This is a genomic window from Microcoleus sp. PH2017_35_SFW_U_B, from assembly GCF_020737865.1.
In the GTDB taxonomy this organism is placed as follows: Bacteria; Cyanobacteriota; Cyanobacteriia; order Cyanobacteriales; family Microcoleaceae; genus Microcoleus.
This window is the reverse complement of the sequence record NZ_JAEQDE010000170.1, coordinates 1-7,642: the sequence shown is the minus strand read 5'-3', so window position 1 is coordinate 7,642 and position 7,642 is coordinate 1. Positions and strand designations below refer to the sequence as shown.

The window sequence follows — 7,642 nt, the reverse complement described above, 5'->3', positions numbered from 1 at the left end:
GCCCTTTTTTGACAGTTAAATTAGTTTCATATATTTCCCTAAAATCTTCCTTCATCTGATATGCAATCCTCAAACATTCTGATTTTTTTAAGATCAATTTCCTTGAGCTAGAGATGAATAGGCGATGATTGAGATATTATTTTCGGTACAGTAGGGCATGGCGTCTTTTTCTACCCAGCGCCAAAACAGAGAATAGGGCGGTTGCAAGCTGTCAATGCGTCCGTATTGGGCGGCTTCTGCTATTTGGGCGCGGGAAAAGTTGGAAACGCCGATCGCCCGAATCTTCCCCTGTTGCTTTAATTTGTTCAGGGCGTCCATGGTTTCGGCAATTGGTACGGCTTCGGAATTCCAAGTGCCGGCGGGCCAGTGGATTTGGTACAGGTCGATATAATCGGTGTTGAGGTTTTTTAGCGATCGATCGCACGCTTCGACTACCAAATCTGGTCTGAGGTGGTTGGCGAAAACTTTGCTAGCATAAACTACTTGCGATCGCACGTCTGAAAGTGCTTGACCGATAATTTGTTCCGAATGCCCTTCTCCGTACACCTCAGCCGTATCAAAGGTGGTAATACCGGCCTCAAAAGCGGCGCGCATGGCTTTGACAGTTTCGGCATCCTCAATTCCCACCCACATCCGCTTCCCAGCTTGCCAAGTCCCCATAATTATCGGGGTAATTTGAATTTCTGATGTACCCAATTGTCGCTTTTCCATACCCTAAGTCCTCATTTGGATTTTTAGTATTCACCCTCAATCTATCTAATTTTAACAGAAAAAAGTAGGTAGAGTAGCTTTGAATCAGCGATTTTGTTACTATTGTTAAAACCCAAATAAATCCTATGAAATCAACTACTCGCGCGCTGAAAGAATGGAATGTAGCTGTTAATGCTTTGGAAGGGGGCAGAACGATTGTGCTGTTGCGAAAAGGTGGTATTCGCGAACAAGCGGGACAGTTTAATGTCAGTGACAAGCAAGTTTTACTGTATCCAACTTTTGAACACCAACAACCTGATTTATTAAAGCCAGATTTTGCAAGTCAAGTAAAAACTGTAGAATCTGGTTGGCATCCGGAAACTATTAGAATTGGCAGTTGGGCTGAGATTACTGATGTTTTTTTGGTGGCTTGGGAACCAGCAATTAATGCGCTATTTCCCTACCATATTTGGAATGAAAAATTTGTCGGCGACCGCCTGAAATGGAAACAAAATCAGCCAATTTATATTTTATTGCTGCGGGCTTATCGCCTCGCAGAAAAAGCCGAAATTCAGTACATTTCTGAATACGGCGGTTGTCGTTCTTGGATTGATTTGGCAAGTCCTATTTCTCTGGAGGGGAGTGAAGCTGTTTTAAGCGATCGAGAATACATTGCACGCTCAAATGAAATCCGCAATCTGATGGCGAATCCTCCGAACGCGGATGGTTTGCAGAAAATCACAACGCTGACGGTTTAAACTTTATGCACCTATAATTTGTTGAAAGTAGATAGAATGTATTGGTATTGTGGTATTGGTAGCCACGATGTGCTTTTTAAGCCTGTACAAAAAATAGACTTTCTGCGTTTGGCTGATGTTTTGCCAGTATCTGTTACAAATAGCTGTACGATCGCTCCGATGAATGTTCGTCAATTGAAGGGAAGCATCCAGGCTTTACACGATGGGTGCTGTGAAATTGCCATGAAGATCGATCGCGCTTGCAAGGAAGGTTTGCAATGAGTCAGATCCAGCGCACCGTCTTGATTGTCGATCGCAGCCCGGAAGACTGTCATAAGTACCGACAGTATCTGCTGCGCGATCGCGAGTACCAATACAAAATAATCGCAGCGCCGTTAGGGCAAGAAGGCTTGGCGCTGTGGGAACAACACCAGCCGGATCTGGTGTTGCTCGATAATCGGCTGCCAGATATGGACGGTTTGCAATTTATCGCCCAACTGCGAAGCAAAATAGTATCGCAGCGATATTTGCCTGTAATTGTGGTCGGAGTTGGGAACGAGACGATCGCAGTCGAAGCCATCAAAGCCGGCGCCCAAGACTATCTAATAAAAGAACAAATCGCACCGGAGAGTTTGCGGATGGCGGTGAAGGGGACGATCGACAAAGCGCAATTACACGCCAAGCTGCAACAAAACGAAGAACGCTTGCACTTAGCATTGAAAGCCGCTGGGATGGGTACTTGGGAATGGCAGATTCCTAACAATTGTGTAGTGTGGTCTAATCTGGTAGGGCCGATTTTTGGTCTACCGCTGGGAACTTATCCGGCAAGTTATGAAGATTTTATCGAACTCGTACATCCCGAAGACCGCGAGATAATTGGCGAGGCTATAACCACTACCCTTGAGACAGGGATTAGCTATGAAGTTGAATTTCGCGCTGTCTGGGCCGATGACTCGCTGCATTGGGTAGGCGCTAAAGGGCAACTTTACTATGACTGGGCTGGCAAACCGCTGCGGCTCCTGGGTACAGTAGTAGACCTCACTCAGTCTAAACAGGCAGAAGCAGAACGCCTGCAACAAGTGCAGCGAGAGCGGGCGATCGCCCTAATTGCCCAGCAAGTTCACCAATCGCTGGATTTAGAGCGCGTTTTGCAAACAACCGTAGAGGAAGTGCGACAGTTTCTCGACACGGATCGGGCGATCGTATTTCGTTTGCACTCAGATGGCGGCGGGACTGTGGTAGCGGAATCTGTGGGGCCAGACTGGCGATCGATCCTAGCTTCCCAAATCTACGATCCCTGTTTGGCAAGCAGTTATCTTGAACCCTACCGTCAAGGATTGGTGACGGCAAAAACAGATATTCATGATGGCTCGATCGACCCTTGTCACATCGAACTGCTGACTCAATTTCAAATCAGGGCAAATCTAGTCGTACCGATCCTGCACGAAAACCAGTGCTGGGGACTGCTGATTGTCCATCACTGTGGCGCCCCGCGCCTGTGGCAACCCTTAGAAATTGATTTGCTTCAGCAGTTGGCTCAGCAGGTGAGCATTGCCATTCGGCAGGCTGAGCTTTATCAGCAAGCACAACACGAACTGCAAGAGCGGAAGCGCACCGAAGCAATTTTACGGGAAAGCGAAGAACGCTTCCGCCAGTTAGCAGAAAGCATCGATGCTGTGTTCTGGATTTCCGATTACCCTTCGGGGCGAGTGCTTTATGTCAGTCCTGCCTACGAACGGCTGTGGGGCTTGAATCCCCAATCTTTGTATGATGACTCTCGGGTTTGGCAGGATTTAGTGCATCCGGAACACCGCGAATCGAACGCCCGAGCGTTTGAGCAGAAAGCTGTTGAAGGAAAGTTCGATGAAGAGTACCGGATTGTTTTGCCCGATCGCACTGTACGCTGGGTGAGAGACCGCTGTTTTCCGCTCAAAGATGAGACAGGAAAAATTTATCGGTTCACAGGGATTGCTGAGGATATTACCGATCGCAAACAAGCAGAAATCGCTTTGCAGGAAAGCGAGCGCCAGTTTGCGACTCTGGCAGAAGCCTCTCCAACAGCCATTTTCCGGTTTGATATTGACAATAACTGTCTCTATGTCAACCGCCGTTGGGGCGAAATGACAGGCCGATCGGTAGAAGAGGCCTTGGGGATGGGATGGGTGCAAACTTTGCATCCCGACGAATGCGATCGACTCAGCCGGGAATGGCTGCAATGGTGTCAAAAACCCGAGCCCAGAGGAATTTACCAGAACGAAGGCAGGCACGTACAGCCAGACGGCAGCATTACCTGGTACTACACCCAGTCGCTGCCCTACCTAGACTGTAACGGAACGGTGACTGGCTATGTGGGAACGCTGATCGACATTACCGATCGCAAACAAGCTGAGAAAGAGATCCGTCAAAGCGAAGAACGCTATCGATATTTAACGGAATCAATCCCGCAATTGGTATGGACAGCGAACGTTGACGGGGTATTGCTCGATGTCAACCAACGCTGGTTAGATTTTACGGGGTTGACGGTAGCACGAGCTCAAGCTGAAGGTTGGCCGGCAGTTGTCCATCCTGATGATGTCTCTACCATGGGCGATCGTTGGATGTCTGCTCAACAAGACGGCAGCCCTTATCAAGCCGAAGGTCGATTGCGCCGCTGCGACGGCGTGTATCGATGGTTTTTGCACCAAGCTATTCCCGTCAAGAATGAATCGGATCGAGTTGTCAAATGGTTTGGTACGGCAACTGATATTGAAGACAAAAAATGCTTGGAAGAGCAGCGCGACAGTATTTTGCAGCAGGAAAAAGCTCTGCGCGCAGCAGCGGAAAAAGCTAACCGCGCTAAGGATGAATTTTTGGCTGTGCTTTCTCACGAATTGCGATCGCCCTTGAATCCGATCCTGGGGTGGGCGCAACTGCTGCAAAGTCAAGCCTTGAATGCGGCTCAAACTGCTAAAGCTTTAGACACGATCGAGCGCAATGCCAGATTGCAGACTCAGTTGATTGATGATTTGCTCGATATTGCGGGGATTATGCACGGCAAACTGAGCTTGAATCCCACCCCGGTGAATTTGAGTTTGGCTGTCGAATCTGCGATCGATACTGTGAAAACGGCAGCCGCTGCGAAGTCGATCGAGATTCATGCGATGGTGCCGGATCTGGGGCTGGTGTCTGGCGATGCGGTACGACTCCAGCAGATTGTCTGGAACTTGCTTTCTAATGCGATTAAGTTTACTCCTAACGGTGGCAGAGTGGAGATTCGGCTGGAGCGATCGGGCGTTAGCGGATCCCGCGCAGAGGATCGGGCGCTGATTGCCGTCAGCGATACTGGTAAAGGCATCCACCCTGACTTTTTGCTATCTATTTTTGATTCTTTCTACCAGGAAGATGTGTCTCTGACGCGCAAATATGGCGGGCTGGGATTGGGATTGGCGATCGTCCGCCATTTAGTGGAAGCACACGGCGGGACAATTGCTGCGGAGAGTGCGGGCGAGAATCAGGGATCTATTTTTAGGGTGAGTTTGCCGCTTTTAAAGGCTGAACCTGAGATGAATTTAGCAGAGGAAGTGCGATCGGCTTAAACATGGTACGTAGTTGCGCTTCAGCGCTCTTAAGGTACGTTGTTGCGCTTCATCGCTCTCTTAATATATATAAGATCGGAGCGCTGAAGCGCAACTACATACCTTAAGATAGTGCACGATTTCAGCAATCACAAATTCAGTCATCTTTAACACCTTTCAATGTACTTTTCGAGAGACGCGCTTCCACGAAACCCAGCCCAAAATCCGCAGCTAAGGCCATCAAAGCCGCCGGAATTGCCCCAGCCAAAAGTAACTGATTGTTGACTGTAGCAACGCCCCGAAAAATAAAGACTCCCAAGCCACCTGCACCAATTGCCGCCGCAATAGTTGCTAGCCCGATCGCAATTACCGCAGCCACTCGCACGCCCGCCAGAATCACGCCCAGCGCCAGGGGAAGTTCCACTTGCCACAACAGTTGCATATCCGTCATTCCCATGCCTGTCCCGGCCATCACAATCGCCCGATCGACGCCGACAATGCCCGTGTAAGTGTTGCGGATAATCGGCAGTAGGGAATAGAGTGTCAGGGCGATGATTGCCGTGCGATCGCCTATTCCGCCCAATACCGGCACCGGAATTAACAAGCCAAACAAAGCTAAACTAGGAATTGTTTGCATAATATTCGCAAATCCCAAAATCGGCTTTTTCAATTTGGGTTTTCTAGTAACTAAAATCCCCAGAGGAATTCCCACAATCGTAGATATAACAATCGCGACTATTACTAAATACAAGTGTTCCATCGACCTCTGAACCATCTCAGCACCATAGCGGTTAATAAAATTAATCATTGCGTAATTCATGATTGCTAACAGCATTCCAATTTAGCTAATTAAAAAGATTCCAAAAAGGCGCGAGCTTCTGGATGCTGAGATTTAATAAATTGATCCGGCGCGGCAAATTCAACCAATCGCCCATCTTGCATCAAACCAATTTTAGAGGCTAAAAAAAAAGCTTCTTGAATTCCGTGAGTCACAAAAATCACAGTTTTCCCTAGTTGCTGCTGTAATTGACGGAATTCCCGCTGCAATTCCAAGCGAGTAATGGGGTCTAAAGCACCAAACGGTTCGTCCATTAACAGCAGCGGAGGGTCTGCTGCAAGTGCTCTGGCGACGCCTACACGCTGCCGCTGTCCGCCGGATAACTGATGGGGATAGCGTTTGGCGAAGTGCTGGGGGTCGAGATTCAGTAATTCTAACAGTTGGTGGACGCGATATTTTATGCGATCGTCCTCCCAGCCTTCCAATTTCGGCACTAAACCAACGTTTTGCTCGACGGTAAAATGGGGAAACAAACCGATTTCTTGAATTACGTAGCCAATTTTTCGCCGCAGTTGAATTGCGTTCCAGTGAGTTGTCGGTTTTCCCATGACAAGCACTTCGCCGCTGCTTGGTGTCAGTAAATTGTTAATCAATTTCATGGTAGTAGTTTTGCCGCTACCGCTGCGTCCCAGCAATACTAAAATTTCTCCTTGGAACACCTTGAAATTGAGTTTGTCTACTAAATTTCTGCGGTTGAGGCGATATGTAACGTCCAGGCATTCGACAGCAACTTCATGATTGAGAGCCATGATTCATTTCGGTGATGTTGGTTTTAATAAATTGTCAATCAGCCAACGGGAAAATCCCAAATCTAAAATGTCAAATCGACTTGGTTTTGCCATTCTAGCAATAATGCTCGACATTGGAGGCAAGTTAATTTTTTGAGCAAGTCGCGAATTCCGTCGGGGGTTACAGGATATGCAGCACCGATTAGTTCGGGGTTTACTGTGGCTGTGGGGTGCAATTCTGCTACAAAACCGTAGAGTTTTTGATTGGAGAATGAACTGTTGATTTCCCAGCCTGTGGTGTTGATTGGTTGGATGCGGGCGATCGCACTTTCTGTCACGCCTAGTTCTTTTTTGATTATAGCTGGAACTGCGGCTGCTGGTGTTGTGGCTTCTGGTACGCGACCGCCTGGAAAGTCAAGGGTTGTGGATGCCACGCCGGGGCGGTACATCGGTGCGGGAAACAGCAATTTGTCAGCTTGAATTGTTAAAATTACAACGGAATCTGCTCTTTCTACTCGCCAATATTCGACTATTTGTCCTTCGGTTGTTTCGAGATGTTCGCCAATTAGTTTTACCCAATGAGAGTTGATTTCTACAAATCTATCTAGGGTTTTCCAGTGAGATTTTTCGGTTGGGTTCATGTTGACAGTTGACAGTTGACAGTTGACAGTTGACAGTTGACCGAAGCAAGAAGGAAGTTCGGCAACGGATTGTGAAACGGATGTAAAGGATGTAAAGGATGGAAGGAATAAGGAAGAGGCAATAAGGAAGAGGGAACCTCATAACCGTCTTGGCGGTTGCTGTGAATTAGATGTTTTTTGCTATGGTAATCGATCGCTGTCGATCGCCCAAATAGTCGATCGGTCTTTTCAGCTTTGACCCGATTTTTCGATCTAGATTGTAAATTTTTGCTACAATAGCACACAGAACCCAAGAAAATTCAGTATCATAGACTACATAATCTAAGTTGATCTGCGCCTTTGGTGATGAGTTGTTGAAACCGCTCGTAAAAACATGGACAAAGCTACCCAAAAGTAGTCAATGTTAGACATCTACGTTAGTAATTTTAGTCCACAGTCCTAAAACTACAGGAAT

Annotated in this window: 6 protein-coding genes and 1 pseudogene; 3 read left to right on the top strand and 4 right to left on the bottom strand. The window is 47.6% G+C overall.

Annotated features, from left to right (window positions below; all coding sequences use genetic code 11):
• Positions 1-99 precede the first annotated feature (99 nt).
• A pseudogene (locus JGK36_RS32765) lies at positions 100-711 on the bottom strand (aldo/keto reductase); the annotation flags it as partial.
• Between the two features lie 125 nt (positions 712-836).
• On the opposite strand from JGK36_RS32765, the gene JGK36_RS32760 reads away from it, so the two are divergent.
• The 3 genes from JGK36_RS32760 to JGK36_RS32750 are packed head-to-tail and all read left to right on the top strand — an operon-like array spanning position 837 to position 5,002.
• Positions 837-1,448, top strand: coding sequence for a DUF1802 family protein (locus JGK36_RS32760; RefSeq protein WP_293199279.1), 612 nt, complete (start codon positions 837-839; stop codon positions 1,446-1,448).
• A gap of 36 nt (positions 1,449-1,484) precedes the next feature.
• Positions 1,485-1,709 carry a hypothetical protein gene (locus JGK36_RS32755; protein ID WP_293186992.1) on the top strand — a complete coding sequence of 75 codons (225 nt, stop codon included), beginning with the start codon at positions 1,485-1,487 and terminating at the stop codon, positions 1,707-1,709.
• A complete protein-coding gene (locus JGK36_RS32750) occupies positions 1,706-5,002 on the top strand; it encodes a PAS domain-containing protein (protein ID WP_293199277.1) in 3,297 nt (1,098 codons plus the stop codon). The genes JGK36_RS32755 and JGK36_RS32750 overlap by 4 nt, the downstream gene beginning before the upstream one ends.
• 136 nt (positions 5,003-5,138) lie before the next feature.
• On the opposite strand, the gene JGK36_RS32745 is transcribed toward JGK36_RS32750, so the two are convergent.
• The 3 genes from JGK36_RS32745 to JGK36_RS32735 all read right to left on the bottom strand — a co-directional run bounded on the left by JGK36_RS32745 (position 5,139) and on the right by JGK36_RS32735 (position 7,188).
• On the bottom strand, positions 5,139-5,789 hold the full coding sequence (locus JGK36_RS32745; protein WP_293186994.1) for an ABC transporter permease: 651 nt from the start codon (positions 5,787-5,789) through the stop codon (positions 5,139-5,141).
• 41 nt (positions 5,790-5,830) lie between these two features.
• Positions 5,831-6,568, bottom strand: a complete 738-nt coding sequence (locus tag JGK36_RS32740) for an ATP-binding cassette domain-containing protein (protein ID WP_293199275.1) — start codon at positions 6,566-6,568, stop codon at positions 5,831-5,833.
• Positions 6,569-6,630: 62 nt separating this feature from the next.
• Entirely contained in the window at positions 6,631-7,188 is a 558-nt protein-coding gene (locus JGK36_RS32735; RefSeq protein WP_293199272.1) for an NUDIX hydrolase, read from the bottom strand.
• Positions 7,189-7,642: the final 454 nt, after the last annotated feature.